The 25,775-nt window shown below is 63.8% G+C and carries 25 protein-coding genes; 9 read left to right on the plus strand and 16 right to left on the minus strand.

The genetic code is table 11. The features are described 5' to 3' along the window. Positions 1-16: 16 nt before the first annotated feature. Positions 17-712, minus strand: coding sequence for a hypothetical protein (locus KVP70_RS09325; protein WP_217941899.1), 696 nt, complete (start codon positions 710-712; stop codon positions 17-19). A gap of 269 nt (positions 713-981) precedes the next feature. Here KVP70_RS09325 and mutS point away from each other — a divergent pair, with 269 nt between their 5' ends. After that, on the plus strand, positions 982-3,684 hold the full coding sequence (mutS, locus tag KVP70_RS09330) for a DNA mismatch repair protein MutS (protein WP_217941900.1): 2,703 nt from the start codon (positions 982-984) through the stop codon (positions 3,682-3,684). Beyond that, complete coding sequence (locus tag KVP70_RS09335; protein ID WP_229224710.1) at positions 3,681-4,673, plus strand: hypothetical protein; 993 nt, start codon at positions 3,681-3,683, stop codon at positions 4,671-4,673. The genes mutS and KVP70_RS09335 overlap by 4 nt, the downstream gene beginning before the upstream one ends. Positions 4,674-4,683: 10 nt before the next feature. Here the strand turns inward: KVP70_RS09335 and KVP70_RS09340 are convergent, their stop codons facing one another. Beyond that, the gene (locus KVP70_RS09340) at positions 4,684-5,226 is read right to left on the minus strand and encodes an FKBP-type peptidyl-prolyl cis-trans isomerase (RefSeq protein WP_217941901.1); all 543 of its coding nucleotides are present in this window, start codon (positions 5,224-5,226) and stop codon (positions 4,684-4,686) included. 103 nt (positions 5,227-5,329) lie between these two features. Here KVP70_RS09340 and KVP70_RS09345 point away from each other — a divergent pair, with 103 nt between their 5' ends. From KVP70_RS09345 to KVP70_RS35635, 3 genes are all read left to right on the plus strand, one after another. Beyond that, positions 5,330-6,451 (plus strand): ribosomal protein uL16 3-hydroxylase, encoded by a 1,122-nt coding sequence (locus KVP70_RS09345; RefSeq protein WP_217941902.1) that lies wholly within the window; start codon positions 5,330-5,332, stop codon positions 6,449-6,451. 21 nt (positions 6,452-6,472) lie between these two features. Further along, positions 6,473-6,949: a DUF7931 domain-containing protein gene (locus tag KVP70_RS09350; RefSeq protein WP_217941903.1), complete on the plus strand. Its 477-nt coding sequence runs from the start codon at positions 6,473-6,475 to the stop codon at positions 6,947-6,949. A 297-nt stretch (positions 6,950-7,246) separates the two neighbouring features. After that, positions 7,247-7,489 carry a hypothetical protein gene (locus KVP70_RS35635; protein ID WP_116990225.1) on the plus strand — a complete coding sequence of 81 codons (243 nt, stop codon included), beginning with the start codon at positions 7,247-7,249 and terminating at the stop codon, positions 7,487-7,489. A 138-nt stretch (positions 7,490-7,627) separates the two neighbouring features. On the opposite strand, the gene bamC is transcribed toward KVP70_RS35635, so the two are convergent. From bamC to KVP70_RS09405, 10 genes are all read right to left on the minus strand, one after another. Further along, positions 7,628-8,743 (minus strand): NlpB/DapX family lipoprotein, encoded by a 1,116-nt coding sequence (gene bamC / locus KVP70_RS09360; protein WP_217941905.1) that lies wholly within the window; start codon positions 8,741-8,743, stop codon positions 7,628-7,630. Between the two features lie 138 nt (positions 8,744-8,881). Next, positions 8,882-9,757, minus strand: coding sequence for a 4-hydroxy-tetrahydrodipicolinate synthase (dapA, locus tag KVP70_RS09365; protein WP_217941906.1), 876 nt, complete (start codon positions 9,755-9,757; stop codon positions 8,882-8,884). Between the two features lie 84 nt (positions 9,758-9,841). Next, a complete protein-coding gene (locus tag KVP70_RS09370) occupies positions 9,842-10,390 on the minus strand; it encodes a class I SAM-dependent methyltransferase (protein WP_217941907.1) in 549 nt (182 codons plus the stop codon). Then, positions 10,387-11,589, minus strand: coding sequence for a tryptophan--tRNA ligase (locus KVP70_RS09375; protein ID WP_217941908.1), 1,203 nt, complete (start codon positions 11,587-11,589; stop codon positions 10,387-10,389). Before KVP70_RS09375 ends, KVP70_RS09370 begins: the two co-directional genes overlap by 4 nt. An 8-nt stretch (positions 11,590-11,597) precedes the next feature. Further along, complete coding sequence (locus KVP70_RS09380; RefSeq protein ID WP_217941909.1) at positions 11,598-12,275, minus strand: site-2 protease family protein; 678 nt, start codon at positions 12,273-12,275, stop codon at positions 11,598-11,600. A 107-nt stretch (positions 12,276-12,382) separates the two neighbouring features. After that, on the minus strand, positions 12,383-13,006 hold the full coding sequence (locus KVP70_RS09385; protein ID WP_217941910.1) for an L-threonylcarbamoyladenylate synthase: 624 nt from the start codon (positions 13,004-13,006) through the stop codon (positions 12,383-12,385). A gap of 43 nt (positions 13,007-13,049) precedes the next feature. Beyond that, a complete protein-coding gene (htpX, locus tag KVP70_RS09390) occupies positions 13,050-13,934 on the minus strand; it encodes a protease HtpX (RefSeq protein ID WP_217941911.1) in 885 nt (294 codons plus the stop codon). A gap of 115 nt (positions 13,935-14,049) precedes the next feature. Beyond that, on the minus strand, positions 14,050-14,883 hold the full coding sequence (locus KVP70_RS09395; protein WP_217941912.1) for a 3',5'-nucleoside bisphosphate phosphatase: 834 nt from the start codon (positions 14,881-14,883) through the stop codon (positions 14,050-14,052). Between the two features lie 29 nt (positions 14,884-14,912). Further along, the gene (locus KVP70_RS09400; protein ID WP_217941913.1) at positions 14,913-15,953 is read right to left on the minus strand and encodes a threonine ammonia-lyase; all 1,041 of its coding nucleotides are present in this window, start codon (positions 15,951-15,953) and stop codon (positions 14,913-14,915) included. Positions 15,954-16,205: 252 nt separating this feature from the next. Beyond that, complete coding sequence (locus KVP70_RS09405) at positions 16,206-17,090, minus strand: alpha/beta fold hydrolase (protein WP_217941914.1); 885 nt, start codon at positions 17,088-17,090, stop codon at positions 16,206-16,208. 166 nt (positions 17,091-17,256) lie between these two features. Here KVP70_RS09405 and KVP70_RS09410 point away from each other — a divergent pair, with 166 nt between their 5' ends. Beyond that, entirely contained in the window at positions 17,257-17,781 is a 525-nt protein-coding gene (locus KVP70_RS09410) for a gamma carbonic anhydrase family protein (RefSeq protein WP_217941915.1), read from the plus strand. A 3-nt stretch (positions 17,782-17,784) separates the two neighbouring features. Beyond that, entirely contained in the window at positions 17,785-18,750 is a 966-nt protein-coding gene (hslO, locus tag KVP70_RS09415) for an Hsp33 family molecular chaperone HslO (RefSeq protein WP_217941916.1), read from the plus strand. Between the two features lie 154 nt (positions 18,751-18,904). Here the strand turns inward: hslO and KVP70_RS09420 are convergent, their stop codons facing one another. Further along, complete coding sequence (locus tag KVP70_RS09420) at positions 18,905-19,228, minus strand: hypothetical protein (RefSeq protein ID WP_217941917.1); 324 nt, start codon at positions 19,226-19,228, stop codon at positions 18,905-18,907. Positions 19,229-19,347: 119 nt separating this feature from the next. Here KVP70_RS09420 and KVP70_RS09425 point away from each other — a divergent pair, with 119 nt between their 5' ends. Both KVP70_RS09425 and KVP70_RS09430 read left to right on the plus strand, forming a co-directional pair. Then, positions 19,348-21,747, plus strand: a complete 2,400-nt coding sequence (locus KVP70_RS09425; RefSeq protein ID WP_217941918.1) for a TonB-dependent receptor — start codon at positions 19,348-19,350, stop codon at positions 21,745-21,747. A 128-nt stretch (positions 21,748-21,875) separates the two neighbouring features. Next, positions 21,876-22,916, plus strand: coding sequence for a glycerophosphodiester phosphodiesterase (locus KVP70_RS09430; RefSeq protein WP_416053857.1), 1,041 nt, complete (start codon positions 21,876-21,878; stop codon positions 22,914-22,916). A 7-nt stretch (positions 22,917-22,923) separates the two neighbouring features. Here KVP70_RS09430 and KVP70_RS09435 read toward each other — a convergent pair whose 3' ends face one another. The 3 genes from KVP70_RS09435 to KVP70_RS09445 all read right to left on the minus strand — a co-directional run bounded on the left by KVP70_RS09435 (position 22,924) and on the right by KVP70_RS09445 (position 25,766). Next, on the minus strand, positions 22,924-23,592 hold the full coding sequence (locus KVP70_RS09435) for an SCO family protein (protein ID WP_217941920.1): 669 nt from the start codon (positions 23,590-23,592) through the stop codon (positions 22,924-22,926). Then, the gene (mtoX, locus tag KVP70_RS09440) at positions 23,573-24,859 is read right to left on the minus strand and encodes a methanethiol oxidase (RefSeq protein ID WP_217941921.1); all 1,287 of its coding nucleotides are present in this window, start codon (positions 24,857-24,859) and stop codon (positions 23,573-23,575) included. The genes KVP70_RS09435 and mtoX overlap by 20 nt, the downstream gene beginning before the upstream one ends. 154 nt (positions 24,860-25,013) lie before the next feature. Further along, positions 25,014-25,766 (minus strand): DUF4440 domain-containing protein, encoded by a 753-nt coding sequence (locus KVP70_RS09445; protein ID WP_217941922.1) that lies wholly within the window; start codon positions 25,764-25,766, stop codon positions 25,014-25,016. Positions 25,767-25,775 lie beyond the last annotated feature (9 nt).

The raw sequence follows: 25,775 nt of genomic DNA on the forward strand, positions 1-25,775 counted from the left end.
GTCGGGACATCCGACGCTATTTGTCGTGGCCCTGACGCTTTTCGATCCGCATCGTCAGGTCGTTGAGCTTGGCCTCGGCCAAGGCGCGCTGTTGCGCACTGAGTGCGGCGCCGGCTTGCTGGCGCAGGCCCGGCGGCGTGGGGACGCCCAGCTTTTCGGCCAGCAGGTCCCAGGTATAGGCCTCCAGCGGCCTGCCGTCGGCTTGATATTTTTCCGCGATGACCGCCACCACCCGGTCGCGCCCGGCCAACGCGGCCTCCTCGAAATAGCGCCGCCCAAGCTGGTGCGGATTGCTGCGCGCCTCAAAGGCCGGATCGTCGACCAGGGCGTCGCTTTCGCTTTCATATTGCTCGGCCAATTGCAGCATGGCGTTGATGTCGCCCAGGCCAGCCTTGGCGACCAAAGTCTTCAAATCCATGCGGTAATACTCGGCCGGCGTGCCATAGCCGCCCGCCTGCATGCGCAAGCGGCGCGCCTCGCCACGCACGGCCGCATCGGGCTGCGCCGGCGGAGCCTCCCTGCCGAACGGCGAGCGGACAAGGCCGGCCGCGCCCTGGGACCGCGGGCGGATGTCCTGCGCGGCCGGCGCCGGGGCTGGCGCCGCGACCGCCACCGCAGCAGCGGGAACCGGCGCATCGCCCGGCCGCAGCCATAGGCCGGCGCCGACTGCGAGGCCGGCGAGCGTGATCAGTGACAGTTTGGTATTGGGCATAAAAAAAGGACGCCTGCGCGGCGCGCTCCAGTTACATGAATTGATAAATAAGCAACCACCTATACTATTACGCAGGCGAAACAATTGCAATAAAAATTATTCATTTAGTAAATGTTATTATTAAAGCAGCTTTACGGCGCCTTCCCGACGGTGCAGCCGTCACGGTTCTTTAGGAAGGGCGCGTCCGAAAGCGGTAGAATGATGGGTTACGCGCCGGGGCCGTTTTCGCCCCTGCAAAACCAGACTCACGCATCGCCGAAAAAGAACCAATGACCACCGTCCCGACCGAAATCAACGCCGCCGCCGTCAAGAACAGCCCCACCGAAAAAGTCACTCCGATGATGCAGCAGTACCTGAGCATCAAGGCCGAATACCCGGACATGCTGGTGTTCTACCGCATGGGCGACTTCTATGAACTGTTCCACTCGGACGCGGAAAAAGCGGCGCGCGTGTTGGGTATCACGCTGACCGCGCGCGGCAGCTCGGGCGGCCAGCCGATCAAGATGTGCGGCGTGCCTTTCCATTCGCTCGAAGGCTATCTGGCCAAGCTGGTCAAGATCGGCGAGTCGTGCGCGATCTGCGAACAGATCGGCGACCCGGCCACCAGCAAGGGACCGGTCGAACGCAAGGTGATGCGGGTGGTCACGCCAGGCACGCTGACCGACGCCGACCTGCTGCCGGAAAAGGCCGAACGTCCGCTGCTGGCGATGTGCATCATCAGCCAGCGCAAGGTCGCCACCGCCGGCCTGGCTTGGCTGTCGCTGGCCAGCGGCGCGTTGAAGCTGATGGAGTTCTCCGGCGACAGCCGCACCGTCACCGCCCGCATGCAGCAGGAGCTCGAACGCATCGCGCCGGCCGAGGTGCTGCGCGGCGATAACGCCGACCTGTTCGACGAAACGATGAGCTGCCACCTCAGTTTCCACACCAGCCGCGTGCCGGACTGGCACTTCGACGTCGTCGGCGGCCACAAGGCGCTGCTCGACCAACTGAGCGTGGCGACGCTGACCGGCTTCGGCGCCGACGGCCTGGGCGCGGCGTTCGGCGCGGCCGGCGCGCTGCTGCGCTACGCCCAGTCGACGCAGGGACGCGGCCTGCAGCACGTGCGCACGCTGACCACCGAAACCGAGAACGAATTCATCGGCCTCGACGCCGCCACCCGCCGCAACCTGGAACTGACCGAGACCATCCGCGGCCAGGAATCCCCTACCCTGTTCTCGCTGCTGGACCACTGCCGCACCGCGATGGGTTCGCGCCTGCTGCGCCACTGGCTGCACCACGCGCGCCGCGACCAGGCCATCGCCCGTTCGCGCCACCAGGCCATCGCCGCGCTGGGCCAGGCCGACGCCACCGGCACGCTGTCGCACACGCTGGCGCAGGTGCCGGACATCGAACGCATCACCACCCGCATCGCGCTGCTGTCGGCGCGTCCGCGCGACCTGGCCAGCCTGCGCGACGGCGTGCAGCAACTGCCGGCGCTGCGCCATGCGATGCAGCGCGCGCTGACCGACAACGACGGCCTGCTGGCCGCGATCCACGCCGACATGGCCACGCCCGAAGCCTGCCTCGACCTGCTGCAACGCGCGGTGGCCTTGGAACCGGCGGCGATGGTGCGCGACGGCGGCGTGTTCGCGCGCGGCTTCGACGCAGAGCTCGATGAACTGCGGGCGCTGTCCGAAAACGCCGGCCAGTTCCTGGTCGACCTGGAGACGCGCGAACGGGCCCGCACCGGCATCGCCAACCTGCGCGTGGAGTACAACAAGGTGCACGGCTTCTACATCGAAGTCACGCACGGCCAGACCACCAAGGTGCCGGACGACTACCGCCGCCGTCAGACCTTGAAGAACGCCGAGCGTTACATCACGCCGGAACTGAAGGCCTTCGAGGACAAGGCCCTGTCGGCGCAGGACAAGGCGCTGGCGCGCGAGAAGATGCTGTACGACCAGCTGCTGGCCGACCTGGCGCCGTTCATCGGCTGCCTGCAGACGATCTCGAAGGCGCTGGCGCAGCTCGACGCCCTGACCTCGCTGACCGGCCACGCGCTGCGCCACAACTGGTGCGCACCGCAGCTGGTGGACACGCCGTGCATCAACATCGCCGAGGGCCGCCATCCGGTGGTGGAGAACCAGATCGAACGCTTCATCGCCAACGACTGCCGCTTCGTCGAAGAGCGCCGCCTGCTGCTGATCACCGGTCCCAACATGGGCGGTAAATCGACCTTCATGCGCCAGGTGGCGCTGATCACGCTGCTGGCCTACGTGGGCAGCTACGTGCCGGCCACCAGCGCCACCATCGGCCCGATCGACCGCATCTTCACCCGCATCGGCGCCACCGACGACCTGGCCGGCGGCCGCTCGACCTTCATGGTGGAGATGACCGAATCGGCGGCGATCCTGAACGGCGCCACCGAGCACTCGCTGGTGCTGATGGATGAAGTGGGCCGCGGCACCTCGACCTTCGACGGCCTGGCGCTGGCGTGGGCGATCGCTCGCCACCTGATCGACACCAGCCGCAGCTTCTCGCTGTTCGCCACCCACTACTTCGAACTGACGCAACTGCCGGACAACCATCCGACGGCGGCCAACGTGCACCTGTCGGCGGTCGAGCACAAGGACAGCATCGTGTTCCTGCACGCGGTGCAGGACGGCCCGGCGTCGCAGAGCTACGGCCTGCAGGTGGCGCAGCTGGCCGGCGTGCCGCAGCCGGTGATCAAGGCCGCGCGCAAGCACCTGGCGCGCCTGGAAGCGCAGGCGCTGGACGCCACGCCGCAGCTGGACCTGTTCGCCGCGCCGACCACCGACGCCGACGACGAGGAACTCGATGCGCCGGCGCACGGCGCGCCCGCGGCCGCCAGCCCGGCGATGCGCGAGCTGCTCGATGCGCTCGACGATCTCGATCCCGACGCGCTGACCCCGCGCGAAGCGCTGGAACGCCTGTACCAGCTCAAGCGCCTGACGGAGACGGCGCAGGCATGATGCCGCGGCGCGTCCGCCCCGCCACGACTGGAGCGCTGCTGCGGCGCGTGAGCGCTGCCGTGGGCGTGATGGCGGCCGGCCTGGCGCTGGCAGCGAGCCATGCGGGGGCCGCGCAGCCGGCCATGCGCGGCTTCCAGTTCGGCGTGATCGGCCACTCGTTCAAGAGCGGCCCGGATGAATCGGTGCTCAAGCGCGCCATCGCCGACGTCACGCAGACCGCGCCCGCCTTCATCGTCGCCACCGGCATCAAGTCCAGCACCGAGCCTTGCAGCGACAAGCTGTATGCCCAGCGCCGCGCGCTGCTGAGCGAAGCGGCGCCGCCGATGATCGTCTCGCTGGCCGGCAGCGACTGGAGCGGCTGCGTCAATTCCATCGGCCGCTCGAACGCCATCGAACGCCTGAACCGCCTGCGCGAATTGTTCTACGCCGACGGCGAATCGCTGGGCGAACGCCGCCTGCCGCTGACACGCTTGTCGTCCAGCGCCAAGTTCCGCAGCTACGCCGAGAACGCGCACTGGGAATACGGCAAGGTGCTGTTCGCCACCATCAATCTACCGGCCAATAACAACCACTTCCGCGCCGAGGCTGGGCGCAACAGCGAGTATGAAGACCGGCTGGTGGCCAACCGCGCCTGGCTGCACCGCCTGTTCACGCTGGCCGAGCGGCAGAAGATGCACGGCCTGGTGCTGTTCTCGGACGGCGATGTCGGCGTGCAGGCGGAGCAAGGCTTCTCGCTGCTGCCGAGTTTTCAATCGAAACAGGATGGCTTCGCCGAACCGCGCCGGCAGATACGGGCGATGGCGGAAAAATTCAAAGGGAAGGTGCTGCTGGTCGATACCCAGGGCGGCGCCGGCACCGAGCCGTCCATCGTCTGGCGCGGCAATGTGGGGCATATGAGCCTGGCCGCGGAATGGGCCGAGGTGCGCGTCGCACCCGGCACCGCCGCCCTGTTCACGCTCAAGGGCGGCAGCGCCGAGACGACGCCGTAACTTACACTGCTTAGTGGATCGGGTGGATGGCGACGTGGTCGCCCTCTTCGCCTTCGTCGTCCTCGTCACCGTGGTGGTGGCCGTGGGCGCCGTGCACGTGGCCGTGGGCGATTTCTTCTTCCGAGGCTTCACGCACGTCGGCTACGCTCAGCGCGAAACGCAGCGCCATGCCGGCCAGCGGGTGATTGCCGTCCAGGACCACTTTGTCGTCAGCGATTTCGGTGACGGTGAAGATCATCGCTTCTTCGCCATCGTCGCCATCCGGCATGCCTTCGAACTGCATGCCCACTTCCAGCGGTTCCGGCAGGCGGCTGCGCGGCTCGACCTTGACCAGCGCTGCGTCGTAGTCGCCGAACGCATCGTCCGGTTCGATCTGGATGATGGAGGAATAACCGACTTCCTTGCCGTCCAACTCTTCTTCAATTTTTGGCAGGGTGTTCTCGTAGCCACCGTGCAGGTAGACCATAGGCTGGCGACCGTCTTCGATCAGATTGTCCTGGGCATCGGACAGCTTGTAATTCACAGTCACGACCGTGTTCTTGGCAATCTTCATTTTGTAATTCCTTTCTGTATATAAGCCCCGGAATTATACCTTGGATCGCCGCGCCGACCGCCGCCAGCCCGACAATCGGCGCCGCCATGGTTATAATGAGCGCATGAAAAAATTACCTCTCCTCGGCGACATCACGCCGGCGCAGTTCCTGCGCGACTACTGGCACAAGAAGCCCCTGCTGATCCGTAACGCCATCCCCGGCTTCAAGCCCTTGCTGAACATGGAGGCGCTGACCAAGCTGGCCACGACCAACCACGCGGAATCGCGCCTGGTGACCAATGTCGACGGCCAGTGGAATATGCAGCACGGCCCGCTGGAAAGCCTGCCGCCGATGGACCAGAAGGAATGGACCATGCTGGTCCAGGGCGTCAACCTGTTCGACGCCAAGGCCGACGCGCTGCTGCGCCAGTTCCGCTTCATTCCCGACGCCCGCCTGGATGACCTGATGGTCAGCTTCGCCACCGACGGCGGCGGCGTCGGCCCGCACTTCGATTCCTACGACGTGTTCCTGCTGCAAGCGCAGGGCCAACGCCGCTGGAGCATCGGCCCGCAGAAGGACCTGACCCTGGTCGAAGGCTTGCCGCTGAAGATCCTGGCCAATTTCAAGCCGAACGAGGAGTTCGTGCTCAATCCGGGCGACATGCTGTACCTGCCGCCGCACTACGCGCACGACGGCATCGCCATCGGCGACTGCCAGACCTATTCGATCGGCTTCCGCGCGCCGTCCTACCAGGAGCTGGGCGAAGGCTTCCTGCAGTTCATGGCCGATTCGATCGACCTGCCGGGCATCTACGCCGATCCGGACCTGGAAGCGACCGCCAAGCCGGCGGAAATCCCGCGCCACATGCTGAGCACGATCGTCGAGGAAATGAACAAGGTTCGCTTCACCGAGGAAGACATCACCATCTTCCTGGGCGAATACATGTCCGAGCCCAAGCACAATGTGTTCTTCACCGGCCCGGCCAAGCCACTGACGGTCGGCAAGTTCGCCGACACCGCGGCGAAAAAGGGCCTGCTGCTCTCGCGCAAGACGCAAATGCTGTACCGCGGCAAGCATGTGTTCATCAACGGCGAATCATTCGGCGTCAGCCGGGCCGACAAGGTCACGCTGGAACTGCTGGCCAACACCCGCGCGCTGGACGGCGCGGCGCTGGGCCAGGCATCGGACGACGTCATGGACGCGCTGTACACCTGGTACACGGACGGTTGGATCGAGTTGGGCTAAACACTGGCAAAGGGAGGCAGCATGGAACGGCAGAGTTTTCCATTCACCACGAAGGCGGAGTTTCTCCAGCACGTGTCCCGCTGCATCACCCGTGCCGAACACAAGCTGACCATGTTCGACCCGGATTTCGCCATCTGGGAGCTGGGCAGCAGCGCCACCGACACCCTGCTGCGCCATTTCCTCAGGGCCGGCGGGCATTTGCAGTTGGTGGCGCACGATGGCCACGCCGTCGAGCGCGACGCGCCCCGCTTCCTGCGCCTGATCAAGGACTACGGCCACCTGGTCGAGGTGCGCCGCAGCAGCCAGCAACTGCGCCAGCTGACGGATTCATTCTGCATCGCCGACGATCGCGATATCGTGCGCCGTTTTCACGCAGATCATTTCCGTGGCGAAGCAGTTTTTGACGGGCCGGAAGATACCCAAACCAGTAGCGACCGTTTTATTACGATTTGGTTAGAATCTACGCCCGGTTTGTTCGCAAACTCAACTGGATTATGAGTCAGTTCAAGGTAAAATGCCGGAGTTCGATGCGAACGCTGGTATTTGGTGCGGATTCTGCTAAAGTAGAGTCGAAACCGAAATGTTGCGATATCGCAAAATAGTTGTGCTTACGGCTGTTTGTCCTATTGCGACGCACTAAAAATCGCTATAATATTCGGTTAGGAAGTTTCCGTTGTCTGGCAGGCACCATTTCAGGTTACGAAAGCCTTCGAAGACGACCTAATGAGCGATAATTACCGGTAATTATTAATCGCAACAATTGTGTTTAATTTTGAATTAATTAAGGAAAACCCCATGAAAAAATCCCTGCTGATCGTTTCCCTGCTGGCTGTTGCTCTGGCTGCTTGCTCGAAAAAAGAAGAAGCTCCTGCTGCTCCAGCTCCAGTAGCTGCTCCAGAAGCCGCTGCTCCAGCTGCTGCTCCAGCACCAGCACCAGCTGCTGACGCTGCTGCTCCTGCTGCTGCTGCTCCTGCTGCTTCGGACGCTGCTGCTGCTCCAGCCGCTTCGGCTGCTGCTGCTCCTGCTGCTTCGAAGTAATCAGCTTGCGGAAAAAACCCCGTTAGCCTGAACGCGCTCAAGATCGCGTTCAGTGCCAGCGGGGTTTTTTTTCGCCTGAAACTTTGTATAGGCATAAAAAAACCGGCTAATAGCCGGTTTTCTATTTTGTGAAACGCTTTACTTCAATTGCTCGTGCAGCAGCGTCAGGATCTTATCGGCAACTGGCGTGGCTTCCACTTTACCGGCATTGCTCAACACGGTAACGGTGCTGCTGTTACCCGCGCCGGCTTTCACCGAAATACGATAGCGCTGCGCTTCCTTATCGGCTTCCGACGCCGAACCCCAGCTGAACAGCTTGCCGAAGAAACCCTTGGTTTCGGTCGCATCGTCGACGTAACGCACGAAGTAAGTGCCCTGGGTACGGTCGCGGTCTTCCACGGTGAAGCCGGCGCGGTCCAGCGCCAGGCCGACACGGCGCCAGGCGCGGTCGAAGCCCTCATCCACCTGCACGGCGCGGTCGGCGCCAGCGCCCACCAGCGACGCATGCTGCGGTTGCACAATGGCGGTATCGACGGCGGTCTTGGCTTGCGCCACTTCCGAGCCGTTGCCCAGCTTGGTCATCAGACGCGCCAGGAATTCAGCTTCCAGGCCCGGATCGTTGGGACGCGGAGTCCAGGTGGTCGATTCCTTCTGGGCGCCGGTGACGACTTCCTGGGCGCCGCGGTGGCTGACGTAGATCTCGCTGGCGCCGTCGGCGCGGCGCTCGATGCGGGTGCGGAACTTGTCGCGCTCGCCGCTCGAATACACCGAGTCGAACACCTTGCCGATGGTGTTGCGGATGAAATCTTGCGGGATCTTCGCGCGGTTTTCATTCCATTCGGTTTCCATGGTGCCGGCGGTGGCGTTTTCCTTGGCCAGCACGAAACCCGAATCTTCCCAGAACTGCTTCAGTTGCGGCCACAGTTGCTCAGGCGTCTGCTTGATGACCAGCCAGCGCTGGTTGCCGTCGCGCTCGACCTTGATATCGTTGATGCTGGTCGGCACCACGGTGCCGGCGGCAGGCGTGCCCGGCATGATGGCGGCAGGACCGCTGACGATGCCCTTGGAAGCGTTGTAGCCGGAAGCGGTGGCGACACCGTTGTTCGAGTCCGGCAGCGAGTAGCGGTTATCTTTCTGCAATTGCGTCAGATCCGGCGGCACGTCCAGCGTGCTGGCCTTCTTGGCGGACTTGTAATCCACTTTATCATTACCGACTACGGAGCTGATCATGCCGCAACCGGTCAAACTGGCCATCAATGCGCCAACTACGACGGCGCGCTGCGAGGAAATAGAAGCTGTCTTGCGAATAGTCATGTCGTTACTGTTTAAGAAGCTGAAAAGCAGCAAATCAGGGATGATCCGAACCGAAGTCGGGGCTTGTTGCTAAGGTTTTTACAGTACGCCGGCTTCTCGCAGGGCCGCGCGTACCGCTTCGTGGCATTCGGCCGCCAGCGGCACCAGCGGCAGACGGATGCCGGCTGGCATTTTGCCCATTTCCGCCAGCGCCCATTTGACCGGCACCGGATTCGGCTCGATGAACAGTTTCTGGTGCAGCGGGAACATTTTATTGTTCAGCTCCACGGCCTTGGCGAGGTTGCCGGCGATCGCCGCTTCGCACATGTCGGCCATGTCGCGCGGGGCGACGTTGGCGGTGACGGAGATGTTGCCGGCGCCGCCGGCCAGCATCAGGGCCATCGCGGTCGGATCGTCGCCGGAATACACGGCGAACGATTTAGGCGCCAGGCGCAGCAGGTCGTAGCCGCGGCCGATATTGCCGGTCGCGTCTTTCACGCCGACGATGTTCGGGATTTGCGCCAGGCGCAGGATGGTCTCGTTGCTCATGTCGGCAACGGTACGGCCCGGCACGTTGTACAGGATCACCGGCAGGTCCACCGCTTCAGCGATGGCCTTGAAGTGCTGGTACATGCCTTCCTGGGTGGGACGGTTGTAGTAGGGAACCACTTGCAGCGTGGCGTCCGCACCGGCTTCCTTGGCGAAACGGGTCAGCTTGATCGCCTCGGCGGTCGAGTTGGCGCCGGCGCCGGCGATGATCGGAATGCGGCCCTTGGCGTGGGCGACGGTCGCCTTGATCAGCGCGCAGTGCTCATCCACGCTCACGGTGGCCGATTCGCCGGTCGTACCGGCGATCACGATGCTGTCCGTACCTTCGGCGATGTGCCAGTCGATCAGCTGATTCAGACCCTCGAAGTCCAGACTGCCGTCTGCGTTCATCGGGGTGACGATTGCTACTATGCTGCCCTTAATCATAGGTAACCACTGCATAAAGTATTAAAACAACGATTGTAGACGATAGGCCGCGAATATGGTGCATTCCGGGTGACATATCGGCCATCAAAATGGTGGCAAAAGCGCCGCCACGCGCGGGAAATCAGGCTTCACGGCGCATAGACGTTGCACCATGGCAGCTTTTGGCGTATCGATGACGCCGTCCTCGAAGGCCACCACCCGCAAACCATGGGTGCGCGCCCATTCCAGCAGTTCGCCGGCTTGCAGCAAAAAGGCGGGATTCGAGGGTTTGCCGAACTGCGCATTGCCGTCCGCGAAGGTCTCGTAAATCAGCACGCCGTTGGGCGCCAGGCTGGTCAGCATGTCGGCCATTAGCGGACGATGCAGGTAGTTTGTGACCACGATGCCGGCAAATCGATCCGGGCCGAAAGGCCAGACCGCGCCAGCCTCTTCCAGATCGATGGCGCTGGTGATGATTTCCGGTCCGGCCGCGGCGGCCAGCGCCTCGGCATCGCGGTCCACCGCCACCACGGCGTGCCCCAGCGCAGCCAGGTGGCGCGAGTGGCGGCCGCTGCCGCAGGCGAGGTCCAGCACTGCGCCGCCCGGTATCAGCGGTGCGTAACGCCGCACCCAAGGAGAAGTCAGGTCACTCATGTGTAGGCCAGCCCCATCGCTTCGCGCACGTCGCGCATGGTTTCCAGCGCCAGCTTGCGGGCCGCGTCGTTGCCGTCGGCGACGATGGCGCGCACCAGCGACGGATCGTCCAGGTACTGCTGGGCGCGCTCGTGCATGGGCTCCTGTTCCTTGACGATGGCGTCGATCACCGGCTGCTTGCATTCGATGCAGCCGATGCCGGCGGATTTACATCCTTTTACCACCCATTCCTGGGTATCGTTGTTGGAATACACCTGGTGGAACTGCCAGACCGGGCAGCGGGCCGGATCGCCGGCGTCGGTGCGGCGCACGCGCGCCGGGTCGGTCGGCATGGTGCGTATCTTCTTTTCCACCGAGGCTTTGTCTTCGCGCAGCGCGATGGCGTTGCCGTAGCTCTTGGACATCTTGCGGCCGTCCAGTCCCGGCAGGCGCGAGGCGACCGTCAGGCGGGCCTGCGGCTCGACCAGGATCAGCTTGCGGCTGCCTTCCAGGTAGCCGAACAGGCGTTCGCGGTCACCCATCGACAGGCTCTGGGCGTCGTCCAGCATGGCCTTGGCCTGCTCCAGCGCCTCGTCCTTGCCGTCCTGCTGGAATTCGGTGCGCAGTTCGTTGTAGAGCTTGGCGCGCTTGCTGCCCAGCTTCTTGACGGCCTCTTGCGCCTTCTCTTCGAAGCCTTTTTCCTTGCCGTACAAGTGATTAAAACGTCGCGCAATTTCGCGCATCATCTCGATATGCGGCACCTGGTCGTCGCCCACCGGCACCTGGCTGGCGCGGTAGATCAGCACGTCGGCCGCCTGCAGCAGCGGGTAGCCGAGGAAGCCGTAGGTGGCCAGGTCCTTGCTGGACAGGTTCTCGATCTGGTCCTTGTAGGTCGGCACGCGCTCCAGCCAGCCCAGCGGCGTAGCCATCGACAGCAGCAGGTGCAGCTCGGCGTGCTCCGGCACCCGCGACTGGATGAACAGCGTGGCCTGCGACGGATCGACGCCGGCAGCCAGCCAGTCGACCAGCATCTCCCAGGTACTGCGCTCGATGACGGAGGGATCGTCGTAATGCGTGGTCAGCGCGTGCCAGTCGGCCACGAAGAACAGGCACGGCAGCTCGGACTGCATCTTGATCCAGTTCTTCAAGGCGCCGTGGTAATGGCCCAGGTGCATGGCGCCGGTGGGGCGCATGCCGGATACAACACGATCGGGATACATAGTCAGGCTCAGCTAAGAAGGAAAATAAGGGGGTACAACAGCACGTGGAAAATGCTCTGCAAGATGTGCATGCCGCCGATCAGGAAACCGGTCAGCATACCGAACTGCATCATCAGGATCAGACCGATGAACACATACATGCCATAACGCTCGATTTGCGCGTATTTGCGGGCCAGCGGCAACGGCAGGATGCCGGTGACGATGCGGCCGCCATCGAGCGGCGGCAAGGGAATCAGATTGAAGATGCACATGGCAGAATTGACGCCGATGCCGGCCTTGCTCATCTCGATGAAGAAATCGTCCTGCTGCACGCTCAGCGCGTAGGTCAACACCACCCACAGCGCCATCCAGCCCAGGCCCATGAGGAAGTTGGCCGCCGGGCCGGCCGCCGCCACCAGCGCCATCTGCTTTTTCGGATTGCGCAGGCGGCCGTAGTCGACCGGCACCGGCTTGGCGTAGCCGAGCGCGGGCAGGTGCAGCAGGCTGAGGATCAGCGGCAGGATCACCGTGCCGAAGGGGTCGATGTGGCGCAGCGGATTGAGGCTCAGCCGGCCTTCATTGGCGGCGGTGGGGTCGCCAAAGTAGCGGGCGACGTATCCGTGTGCGGCTTCATGCAGGGAAATTGCAAAAAGAACAGGGATCAGGTAGACCGCGATGGTCTGGATAATACTGTCGGTTTCGTTCATGTGGGGAATTTTACCAGAGGCTACGGGGTGCTCTTGCTGCGCCGTCAAGGGCCGGCGCACGTGCCCAATTGAAAGCCTGACAATGACAGCCCAGGCTTAGGCCTGGCTTACAGGCCAAACATGGCCGCGTCGCCCCTGCCCTGACGCACCAGCTCGGCGCCCGTCCCGCTGAGGTCGATCACCGTGGTCGGCTCCAGGCTGCAGGCGCCGCCGTCGATGATCAGCTCGATCTGCTTGCCGAGCCGCTCGCAGATGGTGTCGGCGTCGTTCAGCGCATCGGTCTCGCCCGGCATGATCAGGGTCGTGCCCAGCAGAGGCTGCTGCAATTCTTCCAGCAAGGCGTGGACGATGGCGTCTTCCGGCACCCGCAGGCCGATGGTCTTGCGCGACGGATGGCTGAGCCGGCGCGGCACGCACTTGGTCGCTTCCAGGATGAAGGTGAACGGACCCGGCGTGGCCGCCTTGAGCAGGCGGAACTGGCGGTTGTCGACCCGCGCGTAGACGCCGATCTCGCTCAGGTCGCGGCACAGCAGGGTCAGGTGGTGCTTTTCGTCGATGCCGCGGATGCGCCGCAGTCGTTCGACGGCCGCCTTGTCGTCCAGATGGCAAACCAGCGCGTAACAGGAATCCGTCGGCACGGCGACGATGCCGCCGTCGTGCACAATCTGCGCCGCCTGTTTGATCAGGCGCGGCTGCGGATTGACGGGGTGAACCTGGAAAAATTGACTCATATGGCCGCTGCCGGGGCATGCTGCCGGCCGCTGTTATTAACGGTTAGGATTGTACGCTACGCAGGGCGGCAATACGCTGCTCAAACGGTGGATGGGTAGAAAACAATGCCGTCCAGCCACTACCGGCCGTGATGCCGGCCGCCGCGATCGACTGCGGCAAGGCGCCCGGCTCCATGCCGTTCAGGCGCGCCAGCGCGTGCTGCATCGGCACGCTGCTGCCCAGCAGCTTGGCGGAACCGGCGTCGGCGCGGAATTCGCGCTGGCGCGAGAACCAGGCCACGATCAGCGAGGCGGCCAGGCCGAAGATGATTTCGCAGACGAACACCGTCACCATATAGCCGATGCCGGGGCCGCGGCGTTCACTGTCGTTATTTTTCAGCAGCATGTTGTCGACGAAGAAGCCGACCACGCGCGCCAGGAACACCACGAAGGTGTTCACCACGCCCTGGATCAAGGTCATGGTCACCATGTCGCCGTTGGCGATGTGGGCGACTTCGTGGCCCAGCACGGCCTCCACTTCATCGCGGTTCATGTTTTCCAGCAGGCCGGTGGAGACGGCCACCAGCGCCGAATTCTTGAACGCACCGGTGGCGAAGGCGTTCGCCTCGCCATCGTAGACCGCCACTTCCGGCATGGCTATGCCGGCGCGCTCGGACAGCGCCTTGACGGTGTTGACCAGCCACAGCTCGGTCGACGACGACGGCGTGGCGATCACGCGGGCGCCGGTCGACCACTTGGCCATCGGTTTGCTGATCAGCAGCGAGAAGATCGCGCCGGTAAAGCCGACCACCAGCGAAAACGCCAGCAAACTGCCCAATTGCAGCGTATTGCCCGATCCCGGACGGCCGATGCCCAGCAGCGAAAGGACGATGGACAGCACCAGCATCACGGCGAGGTTGGTGGCGATAAACAGGATGATGCGTTTCATTGGAGGTCTCCGGTACGGACAAAATTTGCCCAAATAATAAGGTATGACCGTGCAAACGCAAATTCAAGATACAAGCTATTACAACGCGCCGGTAATCGACGCGGTAATCTACCGCTTAGAACCAGTCGTGCCAGACCGGAGTGACGCTGGCAGGCAGCGGCGGCAACAGCGCGAAATCGACGCGGGATTCGCCCGGCGCATGAAAATCGGTGCCGCGCGAAGCCAGGAAGCCGTAGCTGTTGGCCAACTGCGCGTACACCACATACTGCTCCGGCGTATGGCTGCCGGTGACCACCTCGATCGCCGTGCCGCCCAGCTGCTTGAACTCGTCGAACAGCTGGCCTTGGGCCAACTGGCTGAACTTGTAGCGGCCCGGATGGGCGATCACGGCCACGCCGCCGGCGCCGCGTATCCAGTTGACCGAATCGGCCAGGCTGGCCCAACAATGCGGCACGTAGCCCGGTTTGCCTTCGGACAGGTACTTCTTGAACACGTCGGGAATATTGGCGCAGGCGCCGATTTCCACCAGGTAGCGGGCGAAATGCGTGCGCGACATCAGGTCGGGATTGCCGACATATTTAAGCGCGCCTTCGTAGGCGCCCATGACGCCGACCTTGGCCAACTGGTTGGCGATCTCGCGGCCGCGATTGTCGCGGCCGGAGCGGGTGCGGGCCAGGCCGTTGACCAGCCCGGCATTTTTTTCGTCGATCTGCAGGCCGACGATGTGCACGGTTTCGTTGGCCCAGGTGATCGAGATCTCGACCCCGGTCACGAAGCGCATGCCCTGCTCCTGCGCGGCGACGCGGGCGGCCGGAATGCCGCCCACTTCGTCATGGTCGGTCAGCGCCCACACGTCCACCCCCGCCTTGCGCGCGTGTTGCGCCACGGCGGCCGGCGCGAGGACGCCGTCGGAAACGTTGGAATGGCAGTGCAGATCGACTTTCAACATATGGCTCTGTGGTTACGGCAATGAAGTGATCATTGTACGCTGCCTGCGCAAAAGCCATCCATCGCCACATCAAGGCCGGTGCTGCGGACCCGCGCGCCGCGCGCCAGCAGCTCGGCAAAGCGCACCGGATCAATGTTGGAGCCGCACACCAGCAGCGCCACGCGCTTGCCGGCCAGCCGCTCGCGCAGCGGCCCGAACAGCGCGGCAGTCGCCACTGCGGCGGCCGGTTCCGCCACCAGCTTGGCGTCGCGGAACAGATGCAGCATGGCCAGGCAGATCTCGTCGTCGGTCACCCGCACCACCTCGTTGACGAAGCGCCGGCACACGCCGAAGCTGTAGGCCATCGCATACGGCGCCCCCAAGCTGTCGGCCACGGTGTCGACCCGCTCCAGCGCTTCCGGCCGGCCGGAGGCGAAGCTGCGGTAAAGCGCGTCGGCGCCGTGGGGCTCAACACCGTACACCGCGCAGGCCGGATTGATCTGTTTGACGGCGGCGGCGATGCCGGCGCACAGGCCGCCGCCGCCCACCGGCACCACCACCGCGTCGAGCTGCGGCACTTGCGCCATCAGCTCCAGGCCGACCGTCGCCGTGCCCTGCGCCGTCAGCGGTCCCTCGTAGGGATGCAGCATGGTGCGCGCCTCGTCGCGCTCGATCTCGCGCCCGCGCGCGAACGCCTGGTGTACGTCGGGCATCAGCAGCACTTCGACGCCCAAGTCGCGGCACGCTGCGATGCGGGCCGGACTGGCGTGCTGCGGCATCACCACCTTGGCGCTGCACCCGGCCAACTTGGCGGCGTAGGCGGCGGCGATCGCATGGTTGCCGGCGCTGACGGCGACGATGCCGCGCTGCCGTGACGGCACATCCAACGCTTCGATGCAGTTGATGGCGCCGCGCAGCTTGAAGGTGCCGGTCTTTTGAAACAGTTCCAGCTTGAGCCAGATTTCGCCGCCGGCAAACTGCTGTTCGACGACGCCGTTCTGCCAGCGCCACACCGGCGTTTCAAGGACTTTACCTTCCAAACGACGGGCGGTGGCGCGGATCTCGGCCAGCGAGGGATAGAGTTGGGTCATGGTGCTGCTCCATAGAATATTCGAGGGAATGCGGCTCAGCCGCGTGATGGGCTGGGGGCGCCGAGCACCGGCGCAGCCGCAGCTCAGCGACCCTGAATAATTCGAATAATGGAGACGGCGGACAGGCTCCGACCTGCAAACGCGGCAGCACCAGCGTCGGAAGCGACGTGGCGGCGGGTTGGCAAGATGGTCGGATAAGAGGTCATGTGTTTAATCATGCCAAATACGCAAAGCCTTGGCAAGTACTTCCTGCTAGCGCGCCAGGAAGGCTTCGATCAGGTGCGCCAACTCCTCCGGCTGGTCGTGGTGCAGCATATGGCCGGCATCGGCCAGCACTTTGCACTCAACGTCGCGCAAATGGCCGAGACGGCGCTTCAACTCGGCGCGCCCCTCCTGCTCGCCGCCCATCCAGGTCCACATATTGGTCTGCTCGGCTTCCACCCACAGTGTCGGCGCGGTGATGGCGCTCCAGCAAGCCATGATGTCCTCCACGTGGTAAGGCAACGGGCCCGGTTGCTTGTGGGCCGGATCGCCGAGGATTTCCCACTCGCCGGCATCGTTCTGCGCCGACCAGTGCTGCGCCAGGAAGGCGGCGCGCTCGTCGCTGAGGCGAGGATTGGTCTTTTGCAGGCGCGCGGCGACGGCGGTCTGCGAAGGATAATTGCGCATTTCCGGCTGTTCCAGCAGTGCGTCCATCCACTTGGCGTAGCGGCCCGGCGCCAGTTCCGGCTTGCTGGAGCGCAGGCCGCCGCCTTCCAGGTTGATCAGCTTGCGGATGCGCTCCGGCCGCGCGCCGGCGTAGATGCCGACCACATTGCCGCCCATGCTGTGGCCCAGCAAGTTGACCGCCTCGTCCGGCGAGTAGTGGCGCAGGATGGCGTCCAGGTCGGCCAGGTAGTCGGGGAACCAGTAGGTATCGGTGCCGCAGCGCTGCGACAGGCCGAAGCCGCGCCAGTCCGGGGCAATCACATGCCAGTCGCCCTGTAGGGCGTCGACCACGAACTGGAACGAGGCGCCCACGTCCATCCAGCCGTGCAGCATGAAAATCTTGGGCGCGCCTTCCCGGCCCCAGTGGCGCAGGTGGCAGCGCAGGCCGCGGATGGTCAGGAATTCGGAACGGGACGAAGTGAAGGTCATGGTGGTCCTTGAAAATACGTAAGCCGGCGCAATATCAGTTGCTTGCTGGCGATGAAGTAAAATAATAGCACGACCGTTCGATAGCCGCTCAAGCGTAAAATAGCGCCATCCCACCGCTCATCAGCGCCGAATTCAGCACTTTCAGCTCAACTAAGCAAGGTTTCCAATGTCTATATATCAACTGGGCGAACATGCGCCCGCAATCGATGCATCGTCATTTGTTGCCGACACTGCCACAGTGATCGGCAAGGTCAGCCTGCACGCCAACACTTCGGTGTGGTTCGGTGCGACGCTGCGCGGCGACAACGAACGCATCACCATCGGCGAAAACAGCAATGTACAGGAAGGCACGGTCATGCACACCGACATGGGCTACCCGCTCACGGTGGGCAAGAACGTCACCATCGGCCACCAGGCCATGCTGCACGGCTGCACCATCGGCGACGGCGCCCTGATCGGCATCCAGGCCGTGATCCTCAACGGCGCCAGGATCGGCAAGGGTTGCCTGGTCGGGGCCGGCGCGCTGGTCACCGAAGGCAAGGAATTCCCGGACAACTCGCTGATCATCGGCTCGCCGGCCAAGGCCGTGCGCACGCTGACCGACGAAGACACAGCGCGCCTGCTCGCCAGCGCCGACAGCTACGTCAAACGCGGCCAACTGTTCAAGACGCAACTCAAAAAGATTGGATAAAACATGAGCATCACCCCCATCATCGGCCAGGACACCCTGCAAAAATTCATCTTCGACAACGCCTCCGTGCGTGGCGAGTTCATCGACATTTCCGCCACCTGGCGCGAGGTGCTGTCGCGCCACGTCTACCCTGCCCCGGTCAAGAAACTGCTGGGCGAGATGGTGGCCGCCGCTGCGCTGCTGTCGGCCAACCTGAAGTTCAACGGCACCATCATCATGCAGATCCACGGCGACGGTCCGGTGAACCTGCTGGTGGTCGAGTGCGACGCCGAGCTGCATCTGCGCGCCACCGCCAAGCTCGCTTCCGACGCGGTGATCGCCGACGACGCCACGCTGCCGTCGCTGCTGAACGCGAGCGGCAAGGGCCGCTTCGTCATCACGCTCGACCCGGCCGACAAGATGCCGGGCCAGCAGCCGTACCAGGGCATCGTGCCGCTGGACGGCGACGATGTCAGCACCGTCATTGAAAACTACATGCTGCGTTCGGAACAGCTGGACACCAAGCTGTGGCTGGCGGCGGACGACAACGTCTCGCGCGGCCTGCTGCTGCAAAAGCTGCCGTACCACGGTGGCACGACCGCCGTCGAGACCACGCCGCTGACCGAGGACGAAGCGCTGGAAACCTGGAACCGCGCCGTGATCCTGGGCTCGACCCTGAAGCAGGAAGAGATGCTGTCGACCACCATCGACGTGCTGATGGAGCGCCTGTTCTGGGAGGAGACGATCCGCGTGTTCGATCCGCTGCATCCGTCCTTCCACTGCACCTGCACCCGCGAGAAGGTCGGCAACATGCTGAAGATGCTGGGCCGCCCCGAAGTCGACAGCGTGCTGGAAGAGCTGGGCCACGTCGGCGTCAACTGCGATTTCTGCGGCCAGCGCTACGACTACGACAAGGTCGACTGCGCCCAGCTGTTCGCCACCGACGCGCCGGTCGAAGCGCTGATCCCGGCGGGCGAAGTGAAGCACTAATCCATAAAGCCGTACTCAAAAAAAACGCGCCCGACGTTCAAGTCCGGCGCGTTTTTTAACAGTGGGGGTCAAGTCTGACATTCGGACACGGAGTCATCCATTTCGGAATCTACAGTTAAGCTCGTGTCTGAATGTCAGACTTGACCCTCGCACTTCAGAACTTGGTGCAACGGATTTCCATCACATCGATCGCTCCCAGCGTCTGCGTGGACGTGGCGCTGCGCACCAGGTCCACCCGTTCCAGGCATGAGCCGCGCAGCAAGCGCTCCTGGTTGCGGGTGCAGATCGTCACCGAGCCGGCGCTACTGGTATTGCAGTTGAAGTCCTCGGCGCGCATGCGCACCAGCGCCTGATCCAGCGGCATGCCCGGCTGTACCGTCTGCGTGATGAAGTTGCCCAGCCCCGCCTGATTCACCGTGTAGCAGCCAGCCAGCTGGGCTAGCAAGCCCAGCAGCGCCAGCATCAAAAGTTTGCGCATCGCGATCCTCTCATTATTTCCAACCAGCAGTGTATCCCACCGGCGTCATCACCCGGTAACACTCGCTACCTATCATGCGCAAAGTTTCCATTTCCTCCAACTGGTATCCAAGGCAGATCATGAACAAGAAATTATCCGCAGTGTGCTTCGCCGCGCTGAGCTTCCCCATGCTGGCGATGGCCGCCAACGTCGCCGCCGCCGTGGCCGACATGGCCGCCGATGCGCCCGCAGCCGCCGCGCAAGGCCACGCTACGGAAGCCGAAGCGGCCGCCGCCGCACCGGTCGCCACGATCGAGATCGCCACCCGCAAAACCCGCTCCTCGGTCGCGCTGACCAAGGGCGATATGCAGAAAATCCTGCCAGGGATTAATCCTTTGAAGGCCTTGGAAACCTTGCCAGGCGTGAGCTTCCAGACCGCCGACCCTTGGGGCAACAACGAGCAAAACCTGTCGCTGTTCGTGCACGGCTTCAGCGGCCCGCAACTCGGCTACACCATGGACGGCGTGCCGCTGGGCGACCAGCAGTACGGCAACTACAACGGCCTGTCGCCGCAGCGCGCCGTCATCAGCGAGAACGTCGGCAGCGTGATCCTGTCGTCCGGCGCCGGCGATTTGTCGACCGCCTCGACCAGCAACCTGGGCGGCACCATCGAGACCTTCTCCAGCGATCCGCAGCACAGCCGCAACCTGGCCGCGCAGCAGACCGTCGGCAGCCACAGCACCTCGCGCACCTTCCTGCGCTACGACACCGGCGACTTCGGCAACGGCAACAGCGCCTACATCTCGGCCGTCCACCACGAGCAGAAGGCCTGGGACTTCAACGGCCGCCAGGGCGGCGACCAGATCAACGCCAAGTACATCAACCAGGGCAACGCCGGCAAGCTGACCCTGTACTTCAACTATTCGGACAAGATCGAGCCGAACGAAGACGCCACCGTGCGCTCGGCCGCCGAGAAGTACCAGCCCTACACCCGTCCGTTCATGTACCCGAACTTCCAGACCGCGCTGGCCTACCTGTCGCCGACCGGCGCCACCCCTGCGGCCGAAGGCAACAACTACCGCAACTACTACAGCGACGCCCAGCGCAAGGACTACCTGACCTACGCCAAGTACGACATGAACATCGGCGAATCGACCACCTGGTCCAACCAGGTCTACTACCACAACGACGACGGCGTCGGCGTGGTGGCCGGCCCGATCGGCGTGGCCGGCCTGCCTGGCCTGTTCGCGGTCTACTTCCCCGGCCAGAACCTGAAGCAGGTGTTCGGCAACTCCGGCTACGCCACCCGCACCACCGAATACGCGATCAACCGCAACGGCTGGTTGTCGACCTTGACCAGCGAGTTCGGCAACCACAAGCTGCAAGGCGGCCTGTGGCTGGAGCATAACCGCTCGTCGGCCTACCGCCGCTGGTACGCGCTGGATGTGAACAATCCAAGTTCGCCCTACGACCGCCCGAGCAATCCGCTGATCACGCAGTACGGCAGCGAGATCGACAACAAGGTCGTCCAGTTCCACGTGCAGGATGAATGGCACCTTCGCAACGACCTGGCGCTGCAGGCGGGCTTCAAGTCCAGCCTGCAATTTGCCGACGGCCAGTTCCCGGTCCAGCCGGCCAAGGGCGCGATCGCCAACGGTTCGCTGGCGCTGCCGGTGGGCGAGATCATCACCAAGAAATGGTTCCTGCCGCAGGTCGGCGCGCGCTGGGACATCACGCCGCAGGACCAGATGTTCGTCAACGTGCAGAAGAACATGCGCCAGTTCGTCACCTACGGCGGCGGTGGTGCGTCGCCGTGGAGCCTGGCGAGCCAGGCCGCGTTCGACCTGTTCAAGAGCAGCGCCAAGCCTGAGACCTCGATCACCTACGAACTGGGCATGCGCACCAGCCACCAGTTGGACCTCGGCCCGCTGAAGGCCATCGACGGCCAGGTCAACCTGTACCACGTCGACTTCAAGGACCGCCTGCTGACCATCAGCCCGACGCCGGTGATCACCTCCATCATCGGCGGCAATCCGGTGCTGGCCAACGTCGGCAGCGTCAAGACCGACGGCATCGACATCTCCGGCACGCTGCATTTCGGCCGCATGTTCTCGTTCTACGATGCGCTGTCGTTCAACCGTTCGACCTACTCGGACAACTACAGCAACGGCAAGGACATCGTGCAGACGGCCGGCAAGGCCGTGCCGGGCAGCCCGGAGTGGATGAACAAATTCGTCGCCACCGCGACCGTGGCCGACACCGAGTTCCAGCTGATCGGCGACTACGTCGGCAAGCGCTACGCCACCTACACCAACGACCTGGACGTATCGAGCTACTTCCTGATGAGCCTGGGCGTATCGGGCAAGCTGCCCTTCCTGAACAACAGCTGGGTGAGGAACGCGCGCTATCGTTTGAACGTCAGCAACCTGGCCAATCGCGTAGGCAATCTGAACGTGGTGGTCGGCGCGGCCAGCGGGACTTACAATACCTTCCCGATCGCACCACGCCAGGGCTTCCTGACTTTGATGGCTGACTTCTGATGAACAATCTTTATTTGCCCAAGCGCCTGTCGCGGCGCGGCTTCATCCAGGCGGCGGCGCTGACCGCCGGCGCTACCTTGATCCTGCCGGGCTCGGTGCTGGCGGCCGCCACGCCGGACCTGTCCGGCATGCCGGGCGTCGGTCCGGTGGGTGTCGGCGTCAAGACTCCGCTGGTGTTCGGCCACCGCGGCGCCAGCGCGCTGCGTCCCGAGCACACGCTGGGCTCCTACGCCAAGGCCATCGCCGACGGCGCCGACTACATCGAGCCGGACCTGTGCAGCACCAAGGACGGCGTGCTGGTCGCGCGCCATGAAGCCTTCCTCAGCGAAACGACCGACGTCGCCAGCCATCCCGAATTTGCCAGCCGCAAGACCCGCAAGACCATCGACGGCGAGACCCACGAAGGCTGGTTCGTCGACGACTTCACGCTGGCCGAACTGAAGACCTTGCGCGCGGTCGAACGCCTGCCGCAGTTCCGTCCCGGCAGCGTGCAGTACAACGGCATGTTCCAGGTGCTGACGTTTGAAGAGATCATCGACTTCACGGCGGCGGAAGCGGCGGCGCGCGGCCGCATCATCGGCCTGGTGCCTGAGCTGAAGCATTCGACCTACTTCGCCAGCGTCGGCCTGCCGCTGGAGGACCGCTTCCTGGCCATCCTGGCCGCGCACGACTACACGCGCCGCAATCCGGTCGAGATCCAGTCGTTCGAAGTGGCCAATTTGAAATACATGCGCGGCAAGCTGGGCCAGCGCGCCAATCTGCGCCTGATGCAGTTGGTGATCGGCGAAAACGTGCGGCCGATGGACGTGGCCAAGGCCGGCGGCACGCTGACCTTCGCGCAGATGTGCACGCCGGCCGGCCTGCGCGACATCGCGCAGTACGCCGACGTGGTGGCGCCGCCGACGCGCTCGCTGATCCCGCTGAAGCAGGATGGCAGCCTGGACCAGCCAAGCTCGCTGGTGGACGATGCGCACAAGGCGGGCTTGCGGGTGGAGCCGTGGACCTTCCGTCCGGAGAACCATTTCCTGGCGGCGGACTTCCGCAACAACGCCGGCGACGCCGCACGCAACGAGGCCGGCTCGATCGCAGAAATCAAGCGCTACATCGCCACCGGCCTGGACGGCTTCTTCACCGACGATCCGGCACTGGGCCGCGCCGCGCTCGCTTAACCCGGCACTACTGACTTTCCAGCAGCAGGGTCTGGATGTCGCGGTAGATCAGCTCGGGCTGCAGGAAGGCCGGGCTGTAGATCTCTCGCACCCGGCCCTGCCGGTCGAGCAGGAACAGCTTGACCTGGTGGTAGTACAGCCGTGTGGGCTTGCCCTGGTTGTCGAGTTGGACCGAGGTGCTCTGTCCCAGCTCGTCGAGGATGGGTTGCAACTGCCACACCGAACGCGACGTCAGGAAATGCCAGCGCAGCGGCTGGCTCGGGAGCGCCAGCGCGCCACCGTAGCTTTTCATGGCTTCCGGCGTGTCGTTGACCGGGTCGAAGGAGATGCTGACGAACTGCACCCCATGCGCCAGCGCGGGGGTGGCCAGCAAGCGCGCGCGCAAGTCGTGCAAGGCGGAAAACAGCGCCGGACAGCCGACCGGATCGCTGCAATAGGTGTACATGAAGTTGAGCAGCGTGACGCGGCCGGTGGTGTAGCGTTCCAGCGGCACATCGCGGGCGTCGCCATCGAACACCACGCCGCGCGGCCCCGGTTGGATCACCGGCAAGGTGTAGCTGCCGGCCGCCGGCACGATCAACTGCGACGGCGCGGCCACCGGCGGCGCCGCATCGGTACCGCTCAACAGCAACGGCACCAGCAGCAGCGGCCAGAAATCAGCGCGACGACGCCACATTGGGGGCCGGCTTGGCGCTGAACTTCATGTGGTGCGGACGGCCCAGCTTCTCCTTGTAGAAATCGATCTTCCATTGCTGGGACAGCTCCTTGCCATCCCAGTGGAAGAGCTTGATGAAATGGTCGTCGTTGTCCAGGTCCCAGTGTTCCAGCAGGCTGGTGGTGATGTACAGGCGCTTGCCGTCCCAGCTCTGGCTGACCATGTTGACGTGTTTGCCGGTGACTTTTTCATAGACCTGGCGCGGCGCTTCCGGATTGCTCAGGTCGAACAAGCGGGTCTTGCCGTCCATGAAGGTATTGACCCACAGGCCCTTGCCGTCGGCCGTGATCGACATATCGACCGGCAGCGGCGTGGTGGCCGGATCGCCGATAGCCCCGACGTCGCGCGCCTGCCAGCGGCCGCTGGCGTCGGGCTTGACCAACCACAGCTTGGAGGTCAGCGCGGTGGCGGTGATCGCCCAATTGTCGCCGGGCGACTGCGACCAGCGCACTTCCAGCGGCGCGCCGGGGGTGCTGAAGATCTGCAAGGGCTTCATGGCCTTGAAGTCCCACAGCACCATGGTGTTGCCGAATTTTTGCATCGCCGCCGGGTCCTTGATCAGCTTGCCCAAGTCGGTGCGGTAGTTGTTGTAGCCGGTGAAGCTGGAGCTCAGCATGGCGTTGCGGGCGGGATTGATCGCCAGGTCGTAGCCGTAGCCGTCGCCCTGCACGTCGCCGATCTTGCCGGTCGGGTTGGGATAACTGGCCACCACGTCGCCCTTGTTGTTGTACACCGCCATGCCGGTGGCGCCGCCCATGTCGTGCGGGTTCGACAGGAAGCCGACCAGCATCCGGCCCGGCAGCGCGTAGAAGGTGTGCGGGCCGACGAAGCCGCTCTTGTCGACCACGTCATTGATGGTCTTCACCAGCTTGGGATGGGCCGGATCGGTGCCGACGTCGAACACGAAGATCTTGCTGTCCTGCAGACGGCCGGCCCACAGGTATTTGCGGTCTTCGGTGAAGCCGACATGGTGGGCGTCGCCACGCCCCGGCACCGACAGCTTGTTGATCACCTTGCCGTAATGGGGCGAGGCCGGGTTGACGTCGATGGTGACCAGTTTGTCGTTGCCGTCACCGATGCCCTTGATGCCCAGCGTCCAGACCTGGACGTAGTCTTCCTGGCCCTTGATCAGGTTGGACATATAGGGCGAGTTGCAGGTTTCGTCGGCGCCGGCCGGGGCGGCCAACAATGCGGCGACGAGCAAACTGGCGATGGGCAGCAATTTCATACCGGGCTCCGTATTTATTTATTAATATATTCAATTTGACATCGTCCGGTTGAAAAATCAACCGTTACTTTTGTCCGGAGCGAAAAGCAACACGTCGCTATCTACATGCAAGTTCCGCCAAAATTTGCTCTTTTGTCGAGATCGACAACGCCGGCTACACCACCGCGCTGCTGTGGACCACCACCAGCTGCCACTGGCCGTTGTCCGCCTGCCGCCAGATGCGGGTGAAGCGCAGCAGGGCTTCGAAGTCCTGTCCGCCGTATGAGCCGTCGAGCTTGACGCAGATCGAGGTCATCGGCAGCGCCGCGTTGCCCAGCACTTGCAGCTCGACCGTTTCAACGCTGCGGAAGCGCAGCGTGCCGGAGCGGTGCAGCTCCAGGTCCTGCGGCTTGCTGACGATCTGCCCCATGTGGTTGGTGAACAGCAGGTCGTCGGCCAGGATCTGGTCCAGCTCTTGCACGTCCGAGGCCAGCATGGCCAGCCGCAGCCGTTCTTCGGCCGCAGGGATTTCAAGGTGGCGCTTCAACGCGCCCAATACTTCGGGGAAGTCGCCCACCACCATCGGACCGAACTCGGCCTCCTGCGGTCCGGTGATCTCGGTGCTGTAGCTGACGCGCGTCCGGCCCGCCGGCAGCGCTTCGATGCGGTGGGACACCAGCACGCGATTGCCGTCAACGACGGTCTCGTCGGTGAACTCCTGGTTCTCGCGCACCGTCCGCAGGGTGCTGGTGAAGACGTCGTCGCCCGGCACCTGCATGGTGAAGCTGGTGCCTTCCGCGAACGGTCCGTGCAGCTCGATGTTAACGATGCCGGCGTTCCAGCGCTTCCAGCCGGCGACGTCCGAGAACAGCGCCCAGACCTGCGCCGGCGTGGCGCTGGTTTCTATGCTCGATACATGAGTCCACATGAAATTCTC

The organism is Duganella violaceipulchra, assembly GCF_019166075.1.
In the GTDB taxonomy this organism is placed as follows: domain Bacteria; phylum Pseudomonadota; class Gammaproteobacteria; order Burkholderiales; family Burkholderiaceae_D; genus Rugamonas; species Rugamonas violaceipulchra.